The organism is Tissierella praeacuta DSM 18095, from assembly GCF_900128955.1.
GTDB lineage: Bacteria > Bacillota > Clostridia > Tissierellales > Tissierellaceae > Tissierella > Tissierella praeacuta.
On the sequence record NZ_FQTY01000005.1, the window covers coordinates 1 to 20,387 of the forward strand.

Consider the following 20,387-nt stretch of genomic DNA (forward strand, 5'->3'; position numbering starts at 1 on the left):
CAACCATGGTTCATACTCTGTTTTCCCATGTCCATGAGACCTCCCCAGGTAAGAACAACAACCTTCCTCCCATGTAACCGTCACATTTACTGTAAAGAGTTCGGGTAGTATTGGACTTTGTTTTGTTAAGCAAACTCATCCTCCCTAAATCAGCCTTATGTGATTTCTGTTCGTCGGTTCAGGATTTTGCCTTCGGCTTCCTTCAGATTCCACGTCGCCATGGACACCCTTGCCTTCAGCTAACGGTTCCTACTACCAAGCCCGTAGTGGACTTTCACCACCAAGTTGTTGCCCATGCTGGGCACACTTAAAAAAGGAAGAGCCATATAAGCTCTTCCTTTTCCAAATTATTTTGCTAATAAATTGTCTATTTTTTCTTTATCGAACCCAACTATTTCTTCGCCATCAATAACTAATACTGGCACTCCCATGTGTCCCATAGCCATTAATTCTTTTCTGGCTTCCTTATCTGTTTGAACATTTTTCTCAGTATAAGATACACCTTTTTCTTTTAAATAATCCTTAGCCGAAACACAGTATGGGCAAGTACTGCTTGTATAAACTATTACATTGGACATTTTAATTCCTCCTTTAATATATTACTAATTTAGATTATACCCTATAGGGGTATATAAGTCAATAGCTTTTACGATAATATTTTACCCATAGTTCCTTTTAATAATCATAATATAGAACTTAGCTATGATAATTGTAATGGGTTTGACAACAATATTTATAAATAATATAATGATTTTTGTGCAAATTAATTTTTAAGGATGATAATTGTGATAAAAAATTATATGGAAATTTTAGTTGATGAAATCTTTCGTGAAATGAAAAATAGTTATAAAATTTGTGATGACAAAAAATGTGAACACGATATTAAGTCTATTGCTTTAAATAATCTTCCAACTGCTTATTTTAAATACGATGCAACAGAAGCAACTAAAAAAGCATTTTTATTAGAGCGTCAAAGAAGAATATCTGTATTAGCAAAGGTTGCTGAAGCATCTGATATTGTATGCTCCGAATGTACTAGAAAGCAAAAATAACCCCACAGTTTTTCTGTGGGATTTATTTATGTTTAACATGGTCTAATCCTTGTTCAAATAATCCCAATACATGTTCATCATCTAATGAATATATAACTAACTTACCTTCTTTTTTGAACTTCACCAATTTCAAATCCCTTAATATTCTAAGCTGATGGGATATTGCTGATTGGCTCATTTCAAGTATATTAGCTATATCACATACACATAAAGACGATTTAGATAATACATAGATTATCTTAAGTCTAGTGGGGTCTGACAACGCCTTGAATATATTGGACAAAAGGTAGATTTCTTCTCCAAAGTTTAAACTTATTTTTAAATCTTCAATGGTTTTCTCATCTGATAAATGTCCCATACATACTAATTTTTCTTCTGTTTCTCTCATTGTTTTACCTCCCCTTATTTCTCACTAGTTTACTGGAATCATTGGGATTACAGGTTTTATAGGTCTTCCAGTCATTGGATCTATATATAGAATCCAGTATCCTTCTATATTCTTACCTTGATACCAAGTATTAAATCCATTAGTTCCTCTATATGGGTGCTCACTTATAGTAAAACTTCCTGGAATTCCATATACAAAATATTTAACTGCTTCTCCTTCATTGTATAAACCAAATAAGTAATGTCCATATTTACTCATTAGGTGATTACAAGTAACCATATCACTATTATAATATTCTTTATTATTTCCTCCAACTATATATGAAAAATATGGAAGGAAAGCCCTATATTCATTTTCTTTATCTAATTCTACAAGCCACCAGTTATATCCTTTTATATTATGTGTAAAAGGCTCAATATATGGAAAAAATCTTAAAATGCTTAATACATAATTAGTAGTTTGATTTTTTTGATTTAATTTCTTTATATAATCTAAAGTTTTGTAATCTGGCTCCATAGAATCCTCATCTAAGACTTCGAGTTCAAACTCATTATTCTCTTTTTCTTCAATAATTTCCTCATTGTTTAATTCTATTATTTCTTCTTCATATTTTTTTACTTCAGTTTCTTGTTCTTGTAACATAGGCTCTATATCTACTTGCTGCTCCACTTCATCAATTTCTAAAATTTCCTCCAATATTTCTTCTGCTTCTACAAATTCTTGAACTTCTTCTAATTTCTCCATTTCTGGAACTTCAGTTACTTCTACCTCATCTAACTCTAGTATTTCTGGTATTGGATCAGACTCAGGTTCAGATTTAGACTCCATCTCTAAGTTCAATGGCATGGACTTTATGTATCTTTCAATACTACCATCTTCCTTAGTTAGGTAGCCTCCTAAACAAACTTGATTTTCTCTAGTTATTAAAATACCACTTATTCTGTCTATTGGAAAGTTTTTATTTTCTAGTTCTCTCTGAATAAAAGAATATTCTCCCTTTCCCCTTCCTAAATCATCTGTAAATATTTTACCCAATTCCCAAACTGGATTTGCCTTATCATCAGAGATAAATAGAACATTATAAAAGTTATCTACTTCTGCATTCTCAATGTTCACTGTAACTATCCCCTTAAGTCCTCTTATCTCTAGTTTACAATGTCCCTTTGGATTTCTTCCTGCCATAGTAGAAAACTCTTTCTTTAGTATTATAAACTTTCTGGTATATGCCAATGACATAAAACTACCCCCTTTTTACACTTTATTTAATTATATGTCTAATGGGGGCAATGTTTTACTAATCTTTATAAAATCTTCCACTGATAAGTTTTCTGCTCTTGAATCTAAGCTAATATCCAAGCTTTCTAAAACTTCTTTTATAGTTCCTTTTTCAATATTGAATCCATAGGTAGATAGTGAATTTAATATGGTTTTTCTCCTCTTAGAAAAAGCAGCCTTTACAATTTTAAAAAACTTTTCCTTGTCTACTTCTGGTAATTCTTTATTTATAGTAAGTTTTATTACGGCAGAATCTATCTTTGGCTGTGGCATAAAAACTGTCTTTGGTACTTTTAGGACTATTTCTGGTTTGCTGTAAAAATTCACAAATACAGATAAAGAGCCATATTCTTTACCACCAGAACCTGCTGCCATTCTTTCTGCAACTTCTTTCTGAACCATAACTATAATAGATTCTAGATTCAAATTATCCTCTATTAATTTAGCTATTATTGGAGTAGTTACATAATAAGGTAAATTTGCTACTACTTTAACTGGTCCACCATCTAATCTTTCTTCTATTATTTTTTGCAAATCAATTTTTAATATATCTCCATTAATTATTTCAACATTATTATATTTTCCAATTGTTTCTTCTAATATAGGTATCAAAGTATTATCAATTTCAATTGCCAATACTTTTTTCGCCTTTAATGCTAATTCTTCTGTAAGAGTACCCATACCAGGTCCTATTTCTATTACATAATCCTCCGATGTAATATTCCCATTTTCTACTATCTTCCTTACAATATTGCCATCTATTAAGAAGTTTTGACCTAAGGATTTTGAGAACTTAAATCCATGTTTTTCTAAGATTTCTTTTATATATTTTGGTGAATAAAGCCTTTTATCTTCCATGGTCTCCTTCAATCCTTTCTAGAGCTTCTTCAAATTCTTTTCTAGTTATTCCAAAATTATTTAACCTATTGAGAAATTGTTTAGAGTTTGCATATCCTATTCCTAATATTTCTCCTAGCCTTTCTCTTTTCTCTCTTGATTTTGAACCACCAGCTAATCCCAAGGCAATAAGTTCTTCCTTTGTAAATTCTTCTTTTCTTTCTATATTACTTGGTCTAGCCTTTAATATTGCCTCTAATATATCTTCCTTATTTGCATTTTCTACTCCAATATCTCCTTTTTTTAAAGCCTTACCTTGAGGTAAAAATGCGTGTTTACAATTTTTTATATGTTTAGATAAATCTCTTCTAATCTGCTCTCCAGCATAATCTGGGTCTGTAAGAATAATAACGCCTCTTTTTTCTGCTATATTTTGAAGAGTTTTAATAAATTCTTTTTTATATCCAAATCCACCAGTAGCAATAACTTCTGCCTCTAATGCTGCCTTCACAACAGTTATATCATCTTTTCCTTCTACCACTATTATTTCCTTTATCAAAATAACACCCCTTATTTTAATTGACAATTGAAAATTGACGATAGACAATAGAAACCTTAGATTCTTATACTGTCGTCCTGAATTAAATAAAGAATCTAGTTCATAATCTTTTCATCCTTTAGTCTTTTAATTGTCAATTGTACATTGTCAATTCCAACTATTTAAAATTAAACAATTTTAAATAGTTTTCTCGTGTTTCTATTAGTAGCCTTTGCTAATTCTTCAAAGGATATTCCTCTAGTTTCTGCTATGGTACCTGCTACATATCTTACAAATATAGGTTCGTTTCTTTTACCTCTATAGGGTTCGGGAGTTAAATAGGGGCTATCTGTTTCTACTAGAAGTTTATCTAAAGGAACTGCTTTAGCTACTTCTTTACTTACCTTAGAATTTTTAAATGTAACAGGTCCTGCTAAGGATATATAAAATCCCATCTTTATATATTCCATTGCCATCTCAACGCTACCAGAATAACAATGCAGCACTCCTTTTAATCTTCCATCCTGTGCATTCTTTAATATATCAAATGTATCCTGTGCCGCATCTCTAGTATGAATAATCACTGGTAAATCTACTTCTTTTGCTAATTCAAGTTGTTCTTTAAACCATTTTTTTTGTATATCTCTAGGGGAATTATCATAATAAAAGTCTAATCCTATCTCCCCTATTGCCACTACTTTATCTCTTTTAGCAAAGGTTTTCAATATTTCTATAGTTGAGTTATCCATTTCCTTTGCAGAGTGAGGATGTACTCCAACTGCTGCATATATATTATCATATTTTTCAGCTAAGGATACAGATGCAATACTTGAACCTAAATCGGCACCAATATTTATAACCATTTCTATACCATTATTTTTTAAATCCCTAATTAATACATCTCTATCGTTATCAAATCTTGAATCATCAAGATGTGCATGACTATCTATAAGCATAATTAACTCTCCTAGTTTCATTATATTTGAAATTTACGAATAGCATATCTATATTTTCCTGAAGCTGTTACTGGTATATCATCTACAAATTTTACATCTATTTTTGATTTTGGCAATAATTCCTGAACTCCAATAATAAATTTATCTATTTCTTTTACATCATAACCTTCCCTTTTAATTATCTTTAGTTCTGCTTGTAAAGGACTATATTGTATAATCTGAAACTTTTGAATTGCCTCTATGGATCGGGAGATATGATTAAATATATGACCATGAATTAATTCACCATCTACAGTTACAAACATATCATCTTCTCTACCATCAATTTTCTCTAATATGGGCAGTCCCATTTTACATTGACAATTTCTATCAGTTAAAACTGCCCTATCGCCTATTTGATATCTTAATCTAGGCATTGAAAAATTATTTAAATCTGTTACTAAGAGAATACCACTTTCTCCAAAAGCCAAAGGCTTAAATGTCTTAGGATCAACTACTTCAAGTATAGCATTTTCTGCAGTAATATGCATATTTCCACAGGGACATTGATATGCTAAAATCCCTCCATCCCTAGCACCATATTCATTTACAACTGGACAGTTAAAGGCTTCTTCTATTATTTCCCTTTGAAAATCATGTAAGGTTTCAGATGTAGAAATAATTGCCTTTAATTTTAATGGGAATTTTAGCTTTTCTTGCAGCATTAAAGATGCAAAGGCATGTAAAGCAGAAGCATAGCCATATAGATATTCAGGTTTAAATTTAATAATTTTATTTACATACTCTGCCATATTCTCTGGTTTTAAGGAGTATGCAGGTATTATTATTCTATTCTTGAGCCATTTTTCTTTCATGCGATATTTCTTCTGCTCAGCTTGGTTTAATTCCAAGGGATTTCCCCAAATCATTACACTTCTACTTCCTGGAGTAATCCCCCACCAAGAAAGTCCTCTCCATCTTGCTGCTTCATAATACTCTACAGTATATCTATCCATAAAAAACTTAACTGGCTCACTGGTTGAGCCACCAGTAATATTAGGTATCAGTTTAGATTTTGGAGTTGTATTGTTTAAAAACGTCTCCGAATTATTTCTAAATTCAACCTTATTCAATACAGGAAACTTTAAAAAGGCACTCCTTACATCAGATTCAATCTCATCTAATAGACAATCATATTTTTTATAAGCAGGAACATTCTTTATACATTCTAGTAAAAGTCTTTTAAGCTTTTCTTCTTGTAGCATTTTTAATTCTATAGTATCTAATTTTTGAGAGTTAAGAAGTTCCTTTATATTTTCTCTTATTTTATTACCATTTTTCTTTTCCATAATTGGATACAATATATTTTCAATAAAAGGTTTCACCATATCCATATTATCACCCCCATGGTAAGTTGCGGCAAGAAGATGGTTCTCCTGCTAGTTTTCTTGCAACATGAGAACCATACCCCTGTCCTATTATGATATTGTTGCTCCTGACTTTAAATCTTCTAGGGTAGACACTAGGCTAAGTTTACCGTCACTATCTTCTGCTGCTAATATCATTCCCTTTGATTCTATACCTCTTAGTTTTACAGGTTTTAAATTTGTAACTACTACTACTTTTTTACCCACTAAATCTTCTGGTGAATAATATTCTTTTATTCCTGATACTACTTGACGTTCTTCCTCACCTAACTTTAATTGTAACACATATAATTTATCTGCCTTTGGATGATTTTCACAGGAAATAACTTCTGCTACCTTTAACTTTATTTTATCAAATTCATCTATTGTAATTTCCTCTACCTTTTCTTCTACTTCCTTAACTTCTTCCACATTTACAACCTTCTTTCCTTTACTTCTTAAATCTATAAGTTTTTGATTTTCATCATTTAATTTAACTAATTCCTTTTCTATATCAAGTCTTGGGAATATAATACCTCCCCTTGCTACTTTTGTTCCTGTTTCTAGTATTCCCCAAGTTTTAGCATCATTCCATAATATATCATTTTCCAGGCCAAGTTGTTTCCTTATCTCTATTGATGTTTTTTCCATAAATGGTTTAATTAGTATAGATACAATTCTTAGGGATTCTGCCAAGTTATATAATACTGTATCTAGTCTTTCCTTATTCTCTTCCTTTGCCAAAATCCATGGAGCTGTTTCATCTACATATTTATTAGTTCTTCTAATTAATTTCCATATTTCTTCTAAGGCATTGGAAAAGTTTAATTTGTCCATATACTCTTCTACTTTAGATGCTGCTTTTATTCCTATTTCCTTTAGAGAATCATCAAACTCTCCTTCCTTCACAGGTGCTGGAATTACTCCTTCATTATATTTTTCAATCATTGTAACTGTTCTACTCACTAGATTTCCTAAATCATTAGCTAAATCTGAATTAAGTCTTTGTAGGAACTTATCCCTATGGAAAGAACCATCCTGTCCGAAGGAAAATTCTCTAAGAAGAAAATATTTGAATGCATCTATACCATATAATTGAATTATTGGCTCTGGATATATTACATTCCCCTTTGATTTAGACATTTTATCATCTTCAAATAATATCCAACCATGACCAAATACCTTTTTTGGTAATTCTAAATCCATTGCCATTAAAAGTGCTGGCCAAATTATAGTATGAAACCTTACTATTTCTTTACCTACTAGATGAACATTTGCAGGCCAAAACTCTTTAAAGTTTTTATCATCATCAGTACCATATCCTAAGGCTGTAAGATAGCAAGATAAAGCGTCTATCCATACATATACTACATGGGATGGATCAAAGGGAACCTTAATTCCCCAATCAAAGCTAGTTCTAGACACACATAAGTCCTCTAAACCATCCTTTAAGAAATTGTTTATCATTTCGTTTTTTCTTGATTCTGGTTGAATAAACTCTGGATTTTCTTCATATAATGCTAATAATTTATCTCTATATTTTGAAAGTCTAAAAAAGTAAGCTTCTTCTTCTGCAAGATGAACTTCTCTACCACAATCTGGGCATTTTCCATCCTTTAGTTGCGATTCTGACCAAAATGCTTCACATGGAGTACAGTAATGTCCTTCATATTTTGATTTATATATTTCACCTTTTTCATATAGCTTTGTAAATATTTCTTGTACTGCTTTTTCATGGTGAGAATCTGTAGTTCTTATAAAAGTATCATAATCTATCTCCAAAGTTTTCCACAATGCTTTTATATCTGCAACAATTTTATCCACATATGCCTTTGGTGTAACGCCATTTTCTTTGGCTTTCTCTTGTATTTTTTGCCCATGTTCGTCTGAGCCTGTTACAAAATATACATCATATCCTTGCATTTTCTTAAACTTTTTTATTGCATCTGCTGCTACTGTAGTATAGGTGTGTCCTATATGCAGATTATCCGATGGATAATAAATTGGTGTTGTCAAATAATATTTTTTCATCTCTATACCTCCCGTTTATTTAATTAATAAATAGTAATTTGCGTTTGACCTACATCAGCTCACTACCGTTCGCTGTGTTAGGTCATAAAAAAGCCTTCGTCTCTTATAGAGACGAAGGCTGTCTTCGCGGTACCACTCTAATTTATCTAAATCTCACGATTTAAATCTCACTAGGTTATTAAACCTTGCAGTGTAACGGCTGCTTCCGTCATAGCTTAAAATCTTCGGCTATAAAGTTCAGGGGCCATCTTCGGAATAACATTAATCACTGGTTTTCACCTAAATCCAGCTCTCTGTAGAATAACCTTAATCCTACTCTTCCCTTCAACACCTTATTGTATCTTTCCTTATTTGATATATAATTATACTCTAAGTATAGAGTCTAGTCAACTAAATAATTAATTTAGGAGATTTTTATAGCCATTGTTATCTACATGAAGATGTATTAAGTTTAAATCTTGTTTTAAACTATCTATATTTACTCAAGGGGTCCATTAACATTTATAGTATATGATCCTGTTCCTGAGTATTTATAAATATAAAGATAATATCTACTTGGTGCTGAATCATAAGAGCCTGTTAATCTCCCACCTGTTGTCGATGTTGGATACATTACATAATTTGTAAAATCTGGTGCTTTGTAAAGCATCCAACTAATTCCTAAATCACTATCTGGCATTACATTGATATCAACTTCTCCATTGGAAATTACATCAAAATAGTATACATCTACATTGTCATCCCTATCAAAACTTGCCGAAACTGTAAGATTATTCTTTATAGGTCCATTTGCATCATCAAATGTATCATTAGGTTCAGTCTCAGATGTAATACCATCACTAGGGTTAGCTCCAGGTTCACTAATTATAACCTGTGCTTCATCTGTACTTTTTGCTCCCTTATCATCGGTTACTGTCAAAGTTGCTATAAATATACCTGCTTCAGAATACATATGGCTTGGATTTTCTTCAGTACTTGTATTACCATCTCCAAAGTTCCATAAATATGATACAATTGTTCCATCATTATCTTTAGAACCTGCACTGCTAAAGCTTATTGCTGTTCCCTTTGTTCCTTCATAGGGACCATTTGCCTTTGCTACTGGAGGATTATTTACTGGTGTTGTTCCATCTCCTGTAAGTATTCCATGAAATACTACATCAAATTCTACTTCATTTGATGAGTTTACTTTATAATTTGTAAAGTAACATACTACTGTTTTATATCCACTCCAAGGATATGATGTAAGTGTCTTTAGGGATTCATTCGCCATTAAATCCATGTATTTCCAATCTTCTACACGACCTTGAGATGATGTCTTTTTATATGTTCCACGCAATGTAAATGTATTGAAGAATTGTGATTGTGATTGAGTCATTGTAACATCCCTAAGATTTATAACTGAAGTTATATCTGAATATAATGCTTCTAAGTCTTTTCTTGGATGAGTTGCTAAATAATCATCAGATACAAGAGGAATATAGTAACTGTTACTATTGTCTACTAGATATTGCATTTGATTCTGATACTCTGTATTTAAACTGGCATTATTACTATACTGACTTATTAAATTATCATATGCCCTTACATTGTTTGTTTTTACAGCATCATTTAAACTGTTGAGCATATCCATATTTTTTTCATACATATAATTATAAACAACAAAACTGTAAGTATAAAAAGTAAATCCGCTGTTATATGATGAATATAAAGTCTTAGCTAAAGAGTATCTCTCTGACTCTCTACCAATATTAGATACCATGGATTTTCTTGGCACTACACCATCCGTACGAGTAGAACCAGCAAACCATTCAGCTCCGCCTTCCTCAAACCAAGTCAATCTATCATTCTGATAAATTTCTGACTCTCCCCACATACCAGGTACTAAATATCTACCTTGTAAATAATGAGTAAATTCATGGCGGAATAACTCTTCTAATGTATATATACTATCTTCAGGAGTTCTTTCGTAAGTGTAGAAAGATCCCCAGCTCTCTATATATATACCACCATTATTAGTATCTAGCCCAAACAGATATCGATTCATACCATATTCATCAGGATTATTATAAATATAGCATTTCAATATTTCATCAGTATTATTGGCTTCAAGAGGAGTATCTCTTCCTACTGCCCTATAAAATTGTGCCCTAACTTCATATGAAGCCCAATAAAGTCTTTTAACTTTATCAATTGTAACATCATTTCCTGTATATATTATTAATTTTCCATCATCAAAAGTATAAGTTCTAGGTAAGTATTTATTTATCCCATCTTGTTTGATTTTATTAATATCTATTTTTCTGCCATAATAATCTAATCCATTATAATTATCTACTATGGATGAAGCAGCTTGGAAATACTGCTCTCCCAAATATGGATATAAATTCATTGCCTCTGTAAGAACTCTATTTCCTTCACTTGAATTACTGTGAACCTTTCCCAATGTCCCCATCCAATATAATCCATTATTTATTAGCCATCCATTATCTGAAGTAAGGTTTCCTAATAATGCTATATTTGATACCTGTGCTATATAGTTATCAATTCTGCCATACCAAATAGTTTTCGATGGTGTAACACCCTTATAAAGTTCTTCACTAATATCATATTCTATACCACCACCTAAATTATAAATAGCAGTTCCTTTTCTATTATCCTTGATATAGGTATCTATATTTGATTTGAATTGTTGAAATACAGGAATGGTACGATTAATTACATCTACATTAGTTGAAGCATTCCACATAAGAAGACCTATGGCAGATACTAAGTCGTCTTGCTGTGCTGTTCCCAGTTTGAAGTTAGGATTATTCATAACTGAAACTATTGCTGGCAAACATTTATCATGATAACTTCTATTATTAAGTTCACTTAATTGACTATTGTAAAAACCCAAATAAAAACCTGCTCTAGTTACTTCGCAAAGTGTAGGTATACCTTTGTTATCAGTGCTGGTATATTGTGTTCCACGAACATTTATTGCATCAATAAGTGCTTGCATACGACTTTGATTGGAATAAAATTCATATGCATCTTGGCTATACTGAAATAAATCTGTAATATCGCTGTACTCAATAGTAACTAGCAAATTTACTAAATCAGTATAGTTTAATGTCTTTAAATAAGCCATTGAATAGGTGTTTTTCATTGCAGCAAATGAGTTTTGGCTGCTAGATTCCAATTTTGGAGGTTCAGGTGGTTTTATTGTTAATGAATCTTCAGTAATTTTTTTTGAAAATATAGTAGTCTCTATTTTTTCTTTAGTGTCTATTTTTCCCATAGGTGATTGATATGACATTGATAATACAGGGACATTATCATCTATGGCTAAAACTAAACTACTGAAAATATTACTTAACAGCAAAGTAACAATGCATAACAAGCATATAATTTTAGATAATTTATGCCTGTTTAATAAAATCTTTGTTAGATTTTCACTAATTGTTTTTTTCATAATAGAACTCTCTCCTTTAAAATAATTTTATTTTACAAATAATTCTTTATGAAAATGCAATTATCGCCTCCTTAGAAATAATTTGTATTATAATAATCCTTGATGAAAATATAATTGTCACCTCCTGGGATAATATAGTTACAGTTCAATTGCTGCATTCTCTAACTTTGCTATATTAGGTTATAATCTTAATGTACTAATACGGGGAAGATAATATTAAATGATAGAAATTACAATATATATTCCAAGTAGTGCTGGATAATGTTTTTAATAAACCATGAACTAACTTTTTCAAAGAGTTATGCACTAAGAATTCAGTGTGAAAGATATAATTTGAAATGAAAAACCTTAAATTTTAAGAACCTATCTTACGAAGAATAAGTTCTATTCCTAATTTAAATATTGTTACAATTTCCCTAGGTCAAAAGCAATAATCATATTTAATTATTTATCTTGCAATCTTTATGCCATTTTTTTATTTTAATGAAATATAGCAATATCAATAATATTCCTTTATTGATATTAAAAAAAGTATTAAATTTAATACTTTTTTTAATTATTTTAATATTAGTACCAAATTTCATACTAAATTGAATTTTAGATTTAGGCTATCCTACATATATACCAAATTTAATAATTAATTTATTAACCAATATATATATACTGATATATTTTCTGCTGCAATACTATCTGGTAGTACAATAAAAAATAATAATTCCCATTTTCATGAATAGTTTTCCATTTATTGTATATGATATTCATATATAAATAAATGAACATAGTATGGCTGTCTGAATATTATGTATATTGTATCAAAAATTTGACAAATAATAAGTTTTTGATTACAATACAAGAATAGTTAAATTATAGGAGGTATATTATGGAAAATTTTACAGTCAATAAGACTTGGAAATTTATAGTCTTGACTGCCCTCGCTATAGCTGTAACTGTATCTTTAGGGTTTTACTTGTACCAAGGTAGTAGAGTTAATATTACCTTACAACTGGAAGATGAAGTTAGAGAAATAGCTTCACATTCCAAAACAGTGGGAGAATTACTTGAAAAAGAATCCATCCCATTTTATAAAGGTGCCTATATTAATGTAGGCTTAGACAGAGAACTTGAAGACAATATGAATATAATTATAAAGAATCCAAAGTCATACACTATTTTATCAGCAGGATTAGAATTAGATGTAGAGTCAACTTTTAATACTGTAGGTGAAATTCTAGATGACAACGGAATTGTATTAGGAGAAAAGGATTTTACCAATCCAAAACAAGGCGATACAATTACAAATGGAACAACGATTGAAATATTTAAAGTTGAGGAGGTGGTTGAAACCGTTGAAGATATTATTCCTTTTGAAAAAATTGTAAATAAAAGCAATAAAATAGATATAGGAACATCAAAAATTGTTCAAGATGGTAAAAATGGACTTAAAAAGTCTTATTTCAAAAAGGAATTTATCAATGGCAAACTTCACTCAACTGAGTTTGTAAAAGAAGAAGTAATTACCCAACCAATTTCTGAAATTATAGAAAAGGGCACTAAGGATTTAATCGTTACATCCAGAGGTAATACTAGCTACAGGAAAGCTATGACGATGACAGCCACTGCCTATGACTTATCATTTGAAAGTTGTGGAAAATCACCAGGCGATAGATATTATGGTCTTACTGCCTCAGGTACAAAGGTTAGACCTGGTGTAGTTGCTGTTGACCCTAGGGTAATACCATTAGGCACGAAACTTTATGTTCAAAGCCTTGATGGAACTAAAGATTATGGTTTTGCTATAGCAGAAGACACTGGAGGAGCAATTAAAGGAAATAAAATTGATTTATTTTTTGAAAGTTCTAGTGCAGTTAATAGATTTGGAAGAAGGAAAGTTAAAGTATATGTATTAAAATAAAATCTAGGCTCCTGTTGGGAGCCTAGATTTTATTTTAATATTGTTTTCATTTTATCCTAAGAAACTTTTCTACAAATATTTTTACTAAATTAGGATCAAATTGAGTCCCTGAATTTTTCATAAACTCTTCTAATATTTCTTCATCTGATAAAGCTTTTCTATATGCCCTGTCACTTGCCATTGCATCATAGGAATCTGCAATAGTTATAATTCTTGATATTAGAGGAATCTCTTCCCCCTTTAATCCTTTGGGATACCCTTTCCCATCATATCTTTCATGATGATAAAGTACATATTTAGCTATTTGAGACATTTCATTTACTGTACTAAGTATTCTATATCCAATTTCAGGATGCTTCTTCATTTCATGATATTCTTCATCAGTAAGGTATCCAGGTTTATCCAAAATAGCTTCATTAATTGCAATTTTACCTATATCATGTAATAATCCAGCATTTTCAATTTCCTTTAGTTTTTCTTCTTCCATACCTAAAGCATTGCCCAGCTCTTTAGAAATAATTGCTACTCTTTTAGAATGTTCTTCTTCTCTTTTATTTTTTTCATATAAGGTCATCATTATGGTTTCTATGGTCTTGCTTCTCATACTAGGACCTTCAAATAGTTTATGAGCATACATATTATCTTCTGCTTTTTTAAATATATTTGAAATATCAGTATCAAAATTATATTTAGTTCCAACTCCAAATGATACTGATAGCTCTATATTAGTTAACTTCTCATCTGAAATATTTTTTTCCTTACTTAGTTTTTTTATTCTCTTTATAATTTCTTCTGCTTCTGTTTCATCTGTCTGAGGTAGAATAATTAAAAATTCATCTCCACTTATTCTTGCTACAATATCATTTTCCCTACAACCTTCTTCTATTATATCTCCTATATCCTGAAGCAATTTATCTCCTGTTTTATGACCAAAAGAGTCATTTATGAGTTTAAGTCCATTTACATCTGCCATTACAAGGGTTAAAGGAAGATTTTCAGGTGTATCTAATCTTCTTAGCTCTTCTTCAAAGAACCTTCTATTATATAATCCTGTTAGTTGATCTCTATAAGATAACTTTATTAATTTATCTTCCATTTTCTTTTTATCCGTTATATTCCTAGTTATAGAAACTACTTCATTATCATTAAGTTTTACTATTCTAATTTCATAATTCTGAATATCTCCCGACTCCTCAAATTCATATTCAAAATTTTCCACTGTATTATTCTCTAATGCCCTTTTTATTTTCTTCATTGCAATATCCCCTATTTCAGATGTAAATACTTCTCCAACTGTTTTATTTAGAAACTCTTCTCTTGCAAAGTACAACTCCTTACTATAGGACGCTTCTGCTTCAATAAACTTTCCATCTTTATTAATTATAAATAGTATATCTGGTAAAACCTCTATTATAGCTTTATTCTTTTCTAATGCTTTCTTTAATTCCTTTTCAGATTTAATAAGCCTTTCATACTGATCTCTTATTTCTTCTTCCATGGCTGCTAGTTGTCCATATGAAGCTTCTAATTCTTCATTTTGAGCCATTATTTCTTCTGTACTTTGTTCAGTTTGTTCAAAAAAATCTTGTGTTTTACTTAATACTAAATTAATGGTCTTTCTCAGTTCTATGAAGGGATCATTTGTTTTTATTGGTATTCTATATCCAATATTTTCTTCAATATTGATTACACTAATATCCTTGTCCAAATTATGTACAGGGACTAGAAAATTTACTCTTTGTAAATAAGTAAATGAAGTAAATATAATTATGGCTATAGCTAAAGCAATCAAAAAAATTCTTAAAGCATTTCTATCTTTCCCTCTAAATTCTTCTAAAGACATGAAATTTCCAATAATCCAATCAGTTTTTTCTACAGGCTGATATGATAAGTAGCCTAAAACTCCATCTAACTCTACCTCTATTTTCCCACTCTTAGTTTCTTGTAGTTCTTCATGTATATTATCACTTATTGAATTTATATTAATTAATTCAGACTCTAGGTCATATTTATATCTAGGATGGGCAATTATATTTCCTGCATTATCTATTAAAAAAGAATATCCTAAATCTTTAATTCTAGTATCCTTCATTATTTCCATAATTCCTTCCATACTAATATCAGAAGCTACAACACCTAATAGTTCTCCATTTTTATTATATATAGGTTTTGATATGGAGACTACTAAATTTCCATCTACGGCATCTACATACGTATTTGAAAATACTAATGCTTTTTCTTCCTTTGCCTTTATATACCACTCTCTTTTTCTTGAATCATAATCATCGGGAGGAATCCAATCATTGGAGATTATAAATTTATTATTTGTATCGCCAAAATACATATATTTGATTGCTGAATTATTTTCTACAAGGGCTTTAAAATATTCTACAATTTCATTGTCTGAATAATGTCCTGTAGATATAAAGGCTGAAGCTGCAATAGTATATTGACTGTGATATTCTAAATTACTATTTATTTGAGCCCCTAAATGTTCTATAGATTTAGTCATATCCAATTCCTTATGATTAGTTATAGCCTTATTTAGATATGTATATTGAATTACTAATCCTATAGCCACAATTAAAGTAAGTATTATACCAAATAAATAAAACTTTTTCTGTATGATTTTCATATTAGCCACCTCAACATATTAATATTAAGCAGAAGTTTATTTTAATATAATTACTTATACCCAGTATTTACCTATTTCTCACTTAAATAGATAGTTTTTTCTGAATATTATATAGAAATAAAAAAGATTGTTTGATAATTCAAACAATCTTTTTTATTTCTATATTTGTTTATATCTATATCCAAATATGGTTTCTTCTTTTTTTAAATATCCCTTCTCTACCATTTGTTTTAATCTCTCTTCTAAGGATTCTATAGTCATGGTAATATTTTCTTCTTTTTCTATTTCCATAATTACATGGATTAAGTCTGTATCATTTATAGGAAATTTTTCAGCTATAATCTCCATGAATTTTTCATCATCTTCTTTTCCCTTGTTTTTCAACTCATCAAATGGATTTTCAGCATGGGGAGTAGAACTAATGGCGGCTCTAATTCTTGCAAATATTGTTCTTCCCATGGAAGCAGATGAAATAAATACATCTCCTGTTCTTAAATATGGAAGTCTTCTAGTTTCTTCCATTGTAAGGTCTGTTTCTTCCTTTATAGTCTGTATATCTGATGCTCTAACAGTTCTAAATATAAATTTAGTATTTAGCTGGGCTGTAATGGTTTCATCTAATAATGTAGGTCTTTGAGTTGCTAAAATTAGAAATGCACCATATTTTCTTCCTTCTTGAGATATTTCCTTTAATATAGATTTAGATGGGGAGTCATATCCCTTTGGTGCAAAATTATGAGCCTCATCTGTAACTACTATAAATGGTGGAAAATATTCAGCATGAGTCTTTTTATATAGTGCATCCTTATAATCTCTCCTCTTATGATAAAGATTATTTAATAAATAGGTACTAAAGACTTGTAATATTCTAGTATTCCCCTGAATTACCATTAGTTTTCCTCGTTGAAGTCCTTCCTCTATTTCACGTATATCTTTAGAAAATATGCCTTCATTATCTAATCTCTTTAATCTCCACATTATTCCTTTTACAGAATTATATGGACAAGTTTTGTCATATTTTAGATAAACTTCTTTTCTTCTCTCCCATGCCTTTTTTTCTTCATCTGAATCAGCATAATTAATTCTATTATCTATTCTATCAATAGAGCCTTCTTCTTGGGCATCTGTTAACATCTGCATTCTTGTATAAAAACTATGAAGAGAATCTTTTCTTTTAAATAATATATCTACTACATTGTTCATAGCATCAGTGAGATTTGAGGCAGCATCTAATAAATTTTTCAAATCCTGAGCATTTAAATCTTCAAATTTAACTCCCACATGATATCCTACTTGTAAGCACTTAAATTTGTCTTCAAAACTTATTGTATTTTCCTCTAAATATGGGGCTATTTGACTAAAATCCATTTCAAAATGGGGATCCAATACTATGGTAGGTATATTTTGCTTCATCAATTCCTCTAACAGCACTCTAAGTCCAAAGGATTTACCTGAACCCGATCCACCAAATACTCCTATATGAGGATAATGATGCATAGACTTTATATCTAAAATATAGGGTATCTCTCTTTGAGGACATAGTCCACTTTCTTCAAATGTATATAAAAGATTTTTATACTCATCATCCATTCCTATTGCCATATCATCTGTATTTCTAATTACTCCTAATACTAATCCTTCTTCTTTTTTAGTTCTGAGCATTAGTTCCTTTACCTCATGGAATTCTGGCAATCTAATATCTGAGCCAGTTTGTACTGGATATAAAGCTTCATTTAAAAGCCTTACCTTTGCTATATAAATGGTTTCTTCATCTATGTTATATCCTAAAGTCTTTAAGGATTCTAATACAGAAGAATCTACAAAATCTCCTGCTATATTTAGAGGTATATATCTATTGAAGGTCTTTGCCTCTACAACTTCTCCCATTAGCTCCCCTTGGTAAGGGTCTTCTATTATTAAAAACTCGTTTATTCTAAAATTTCTAGTCTTTGAACCTATGAAAACCTCTTGTTGAGTTGTAATACCTACTACTTTCATTTAATCACCCCGCTTAGTTTCTCTTTGCTCTTTCTGATATAAAAAACCTTTCATATAAATCCCTATCCATATATCTTTCCATAAGACCATTTATCATAGCATCGGATATTTTAACCTCTTTATCTACTATATCCAGCCACAGAGGTACACCTCTGCTATTTTCAGGAGTTAAAGTGAAAACTAACCTTCCCATTTCCTCTAAATATTCCTTCTGGCTATCTATGATGTCCATTCCTATAACACTAGGAGCTAGTGAAGACCTCATAAACACAGAAGAATATCCTGCTTTCTTCTTCTTGTTGGTTTCATCATCTATGATTATCATTTCACCATACTCTAATAGACCAAAAAGCAACTCTCTGTCATAGGCGTTTATATTCATTTTAGGATAAATCTCTCCTAGCTTGTCTCCTATAATAGAGGTCTTTATGTCTTTAATAACTCCAACTAAAAGGATACCTTGGCTTTCACATTCTTCCCTTAATTCTACCCATAAATCATAGGCATCTATATTATATCTAATAAGTGAACCATCCATAAGTATGGCATAGGGTTTAAATCTCTTAGCACTCTCCAGAGCAACTTCTACTTCTATACCAGCTAATAGTCTATTTCTCTTATCTAATGTTATTTTTTCCTCTTCTTCCAATATATTTTTTTCCATATCTGAAAATAAAGGAGTATATATATCTGCTTTAAATATAGGCTCATCTTTCATTATAGTTGACTTTGCTAGACCCTGAAAAACATCTACAAAATGAGGATAAGCCCCACCTTTTCTATTTGTAGAGCCATCAACTCCCACTATACCACCTTTGGCTTCATATAGAGCTAAATGATTGTTTTCTAATTTTTTCATTGATTTTATAGAACCTATATTTTCCTTTATAAATTCTCTTAATATATTCTTATCTAAAGACAATACTTCCTTGTATTTGTCTTGTATTAAATTGTTCAAATTAGATATCTTTTCTTTTAATTCATTATGTATGGTATAAATAATAATCACTCCTTAGTTTAGTGAATAGTTAATATATAATAGGAAATAACTAATAGTTGGAAAGATTAAAATGCCCCAAACCTTACTACAAACTATTCACTGATTCTAATGCTTTCTTTATATACCAAATTTTTAGGTATATTATACTCCTCTGATATCTTTTTTACTGCTTCTTTTTTTGTAAGTCCTTCATTTATATATTGATTTAACAATCCCTTTATATCAATTTCTTCAACTTCTTTTTCTTCATGATTTCCATCAACTATTAATACAAATTCACCCTTTATACCAGAGTTTTGAAATTTTTCCAAAGCTTCAGCTGCTGTACCACGAAAAGTTTCTTCATACTTTTTAGTTAGCTCCCTAGAAATAGAAATCTGTCTATCTTCTAATATCTCTTTTATATCTTCTAATAAATTTATTAGTCTATGAGGTGCTTCATATATAATTGTTGTTTTTCTATATTCCTTAATCCTTTGAAGTTCTTTTTTTCTTTCTCCTTTTTTAGAAGATAAAAATCCTTCAAAAATAAACTTATCTGTAGGCAAACCAGAAATTACTAAAGCAGTTATGGAAGCTGTAGCTCCCGGAAGACCTATTACTTCTATACCATAATCAATTGCTTGTCTTATAAGTTCTTGTCCTGGGTCAGATATGCCTGGCATCCCAGCATCTGATACCAAGGCAATGTTTTCTCCTTGATTTAATTTTTCTATTAATTCAATTCCCTTTTCCTTTATATTGTACTTATGATAGGATGTAATGGGTTTTTTAATATTATAATGATTTAATAGCTTAACAGTATGCCTTGTATCTTCAGCAGCAATTAAATCTACTTCTCCCAATATCCTAATAGTCCTAAGGGTAATATCCTCAAGATTGCCAATAGGAGTAGGACATATGTATAAAGTTCCACTTTCCAT

General features: G+C 30.5%; 15 protein-coding genes and 1 other annotated feature. Of the genes, 2 read left to right on the forward strand and 13 right to left on the reverse strand.

Annotated features, from left to right (window positions below):
- Positions 1-347 precede the first annotated feature (347 nt).
- A complete protein-coding gene (locus BUB33_RS07040) occupies positions 348-578 on the reverse strand; it encodes a glutaredoxin family protein (protein WP_072974818.1) in 231 nt (76 codons plus the stop codon).
- A 207-nt stretch (positions 579-785) separates the two neighbouring features.
- Here BUB33_RS07040 and BUB33_RS07045 point away from each other — a divergent pair, with 207 nt between their 5' ends.
- Complete coding sequence (locus tag BUB33_RS07045) at positions 786-1,052, forward strand: late competence development ComFB family protein (protein WP_072974820.1); 267 nt, start codon at positions 786-788, stop codon at positions 1,050-1,052.
- A gap of 22 nt (positions 1,053-1,074) precedes the next feature.
- Here the strand turns inward: BUB33_RS07045 and BUB33_RS07050 are convergent, their stop codons facing one another.
- The 8 genes from BUB33_RS07050 to BUB33_RS07085 all read right to left on the reverse strand — a co-directional run bounded on the left by BUB33_RS07050 (position 1,075) and on the right by BUB33_RS07085 (position 11,919).
- Entirely contained in the window at positions 1,075-1,440 is a 366-nt protein-coding gene (locus tag BUB33_RS07050; protein WP_072974822.1) for an ArsR/SmtB family transcription factor, read from the reverse strand.
- A gap of 24 nt (positions 1,441-1,464) precedes the next feature.
- Positions 1,465-2,676 (reverse strand): hypothetical protein, encoded by a 1,212-nt coding sequence (locus BUB33_RS07055; RefSeq protein WP_072974824.1) that lies wholly within the window; start codon positions 2,674-2,676, stop codon positions 1,465-1,467.
- A gap of 30 nt (positions 2,677-2,706) precedes the next feature.
- Entirely contained in the window at positions 2,707-3,573 is an 867-nt protein-coding gene (gene rsmA / locus BUB33_RS07060; protein ID WP_072974826.1) for a 16S rRNA (adenine(1518)-N(6)/adenine(1519)-N(6))-dimethyltransferase RsmA, read from the reverse strand.
- Positions 3,563-4,111 (reverse strand): ribonuclease M5, encoded by a 549-nt coding sequence (rnmV, locus tag BUB33_RS07065; protein WP_072974828.1) that lies wholly within the window; start codon positions 4,109-4,111, stop codon positions 3,563-3,565. Before rnmV ends, rsmA begins: the two co-directional genes overlap by 11 nt.
- Positions 4,112-4,278: 167 nt before the next feature.
- Positions 4,279-5,046, reverse strand: a complete 768-nt coding sequence (locus tag BUB33_RS07070; protein ID WP_072974830.1) for a TatD family hydrolase — start codon at positions 5,044-5,046, stop codon at positions 4,279-4,281.
- A 20-nt stretch (positions 5,047-5,066) separates the two neighbouring features.
- The gene (locus tag BUB33_RS07075; RefSeq protein ID WP_072974833.1) at positions 5,067-6,419 is read right to left on the reverse strand and encodes a phenylacetate--CoA ligase family protein; all 1,353 of its coding nucleotides are present in this window, start codon (positions 6,417-6,419) and stop codon (positions 5,067-5,069) included.
- 84 nt (positions 6,420-6,503) lie between these two features.
- Complete coding sequence (metG, locus tag BUB33_RS07080) at positions 6,504-8,462, reverse strand: methionine--tRNA ligase (protein ID WP_072974835.1); 1,959 nt, start codon at positions 8,460-8,462, stop codon at positions 6,504-6,506.
- A gap of 104 nt (positions 8,463-8,566) precedes the next feature.
- Positions 8,567-8,799: a binding site (T-box leader), on the reverse strand.
- 141 nt (positions 8,800-8,940) lie between these two features.
- The gene (locus tag BUB33_RS07085) at positions 8,941-11,919 is read right to left on the reverse strand and encodes a collagenase (protein ID WP_084725254.1); all 2,979 of its coding nucleotides are present in this window, start codon (positions 11,917-11,919) and stop codon (positions 8,941-8,943) included.
- 880 nt (positions 11,920-12,799) lie between these two features.
- Here BUB33_RS07085 and BUB33_RS07090 point away from each other — a divergent pair.
- Positions 12,800-13,831 carry a 3D domain-containing protein gene (locus tag BUB33_RS07090; RefSeq protein WP_072974837.1) on the forward strand — a complete coding sequence of 344 codons (1,032 nt, stop codon included), beginning with the start codon at positions 12,800-12,802 and terminating at the stop codon, positions 13,829-13,831.
- A gap of 46 nt (positions 13,832-13,877) precedes the next feature.
- Here the strand turns inward: BUB33_RS07090 and BUB33_RS07095 are convergent, their stop codons facing one another.
- The 4 genes from BUB33_RS07095 to rsmI all read right to left on the reverse strand — a co-directional run bounded on the left by BUB33_RS07095 (position 13,878) and on the right by rsmI (position 20,387).
- A complete protein-coding gene (locus BUB33_RS07095) occupies positions 13,878-16,466 on the reverse strand; it encodes an HD domain-containing phosphohydrolase (protein WP_072974840.1) in 2,589 nt (862 codons plus the stop codon).
- A gap of 159 nt (positions 16,467-16,625) precedes the next feature.
- Complete coding sequence (locus BUB33_RS07100) at positions 16,626-18,464, reverse strand: ATP-binding protein (RefSeq protein ID WP_072974842.1); 1,839 nt, start codon at positions 18,462-18,464, stop codon at positions 16,626-16,628.
- 13 nt (positions 18,465-18,477) lie between these two features.
- On the reverse strand, positions 18,478-19,422 hold the full coding sequence (locus tag BUB33_RS07105; RefSeq protein ID WP_234950011.1) for a DNA double-strand break repair nuclease NurA: 945 nt from the start codon (positions 19,420-19,422) through the stop codon (positions 18,478-18,480).
- A gap of 134 nt (positions 19,423-19,556) precedes the next feature.
- On the reverse strand, positions 19,557-20,387 hold the full coding sequence (gene rsmI / locus BUB33_RS07110; RefSeq protein ID WP_072974845.1) for a 16S rRNA (cytidine(1402)-2'-O)-methyltransferase: 831 nt from the start codon (positions 20,385-20,387) through the stop codon (positions 19,557-19,559).

What these genes read in the sequence shown, in the direction of transcription:
- BUB33_RS07090 (WP_072974837.1), top strand. Translation starts at nt 12,800, where the DNA reads ATGGAAAATTTTACAGTCAATAAGACTTGGAAATTTATAGTCTTGACT.
- BUB33_RS07085 (WP_084725254.1), bottom strand. Translation starts at nt 11,919, where the DNA reads ATGAAAAAAACAATTAGTGAAAATCTAACAAAGATTTTATTAAACAGG.
- BUB33_RS07055 (WP_072974824.1), bottom strand. Translation starts at nt 2,676, where the DNA reads ATGTCATTGGCATATACCAGAAAGTTTATAATACTAAAGAAAGAGTTT.
- BUB33_RS07095 (WP_072974840.1), bottom strand. Translation starts at nt 16,466, where the DNA reads ATGAAAATCATACAGAAAAAGTTTTATTTATTTGGTATAATACTTACT.
- BUB33_RS07100 (WP_072974842.1), bottom strand. Translation starts at nt 18,464, where the DNA reads ATGAAAGTAGTAGGTATTACAACTCAACAAGAGGTTTTCATAGGTTCA.
- rsmA (WP_072974826.1), bottom strand. Translation starts at nt 3,573, where the DNA reads ATGGAAGATAAAAGGCTTTATTCACCAAAATATATAAAAGAAATCTTA.
- metG (WP_072974835.1), bottom strand. Translation starts at nt 8,462, where the DNA reads ATGAAAAAATATTATTTGACAACACCAATTTATTATCCATCGGATAAT.
- BUB33_RS07050 (WP_072974822.1), bottom strand. Translation starts at nt 1,440, where the DNA reads ATGAGAGAAACAGAAGAAAAATTAGTATGTATGGGACATTTATCAGAT.
- rsmI (WP_072974845.1), bottom strand. Translation starts at nt 20,387, where the DNA reads ATGGAAAGTGGAACTTTATACATATGTCCTACTCCTATTGGCAATCTT.
- BUB33_RS07075 (WP_072974833.1), bottom strand. Translation starts at nt 6,419, where the DNA reads ATGGATATGGTGAAACCTTTTATTGAAAATATATTGTATCCAATTATG.
- BUB33_RS07040 (WP_072974818.1), bottom strand. Translation starts at nt 578, where the DNA reads ATGTCCAATGTAATAGTTTATACAAGCAGTACTTGCCCATACTGTGTT.
- BUB33_RS07070 (WP_072974830.1), bottom strand. Translation starts at nt 5,046, where the DNA reads ATGCTTATAGATAGTCATGCACATCTTGATGATTCAAGATTTGATAAC.